This window comes from Rhizobium sp. 01T444, assembly GCF_056398305.1.
Genome location: NZ_JBFTPD010000385.1, coordinates 1 through 533, shown reverse-complemented (window position 1 = coordinate 533; position 533 = coordinate 1). Strand labels below are relative to the sequence as shown.

Annotated in this window: 1 protein-coding gene and 1 pseudogene; both read right to left on the bottom strand. The window is 65.9% G+C overall.

Translation table 11 applies throughout. From position 1 onward, the window contains the following. A pseudogene (locus tag AC1DTN_RS39065) lies at positions 1–192 on the bottom strand (hypothetical protein); the annotation flags it as partial. 69 nt (positions 193–261) lie between these two features. Then, positions 262–533, bottom strand: a 272-nt coding sequence (locus AC1DTN_RS39060; protein ID WP_477925607.1) for a GMC oxidoreductase, incomplete at its 5' end; no start/stop codon positions are given.

Below are 533 nucleotides of genomic sequence, written 5' to 3'. Positions count from 1 at the left end.
GTCGAACACCTTGCCCTGCCAGCCGAAGATGTTGACCATCCTTGCGATCGACTCCGTGTAGCGAGTGCCCGGCGCGATGATCGCCGTGCCCTCCGCCTCGCCGGTGGGAATATCGCCCGGCGGGCTCGCACGGAACAGTTCGTCGAGCTGTTCCTGCGTCATGTCGAGCAGTTGCTGAACGTCGTATGCCATTTGCCTTCTCCTCGTAAAACCCGCTTCGAATCTGTTGTGGACAAAGTTTCGGCCGATGTTCCGGGGGCGTCAATTTGCCGAAAGTGGGGTCCCTCGCGCCGCGCGCAGAAGCACGTCGGCCGCCTTCTCCGCCACCATGTAGATCGCCGCCGCCACGAAGAAGCCCGGGATGCGCGGGAACGCCGAGGCATCGACCACCCGCAGCCGCCGCACGCCATGCACGGCGAATGCGCTGTCGAGCACACCGCCATCGTCGCGCGGGCCGATCGGGCACGAGCACGACGCATGGTGGCCCCAGGCCGACTCGCGCACGTAGTCGGCCAGCGCCTCGTCGCTTTCGA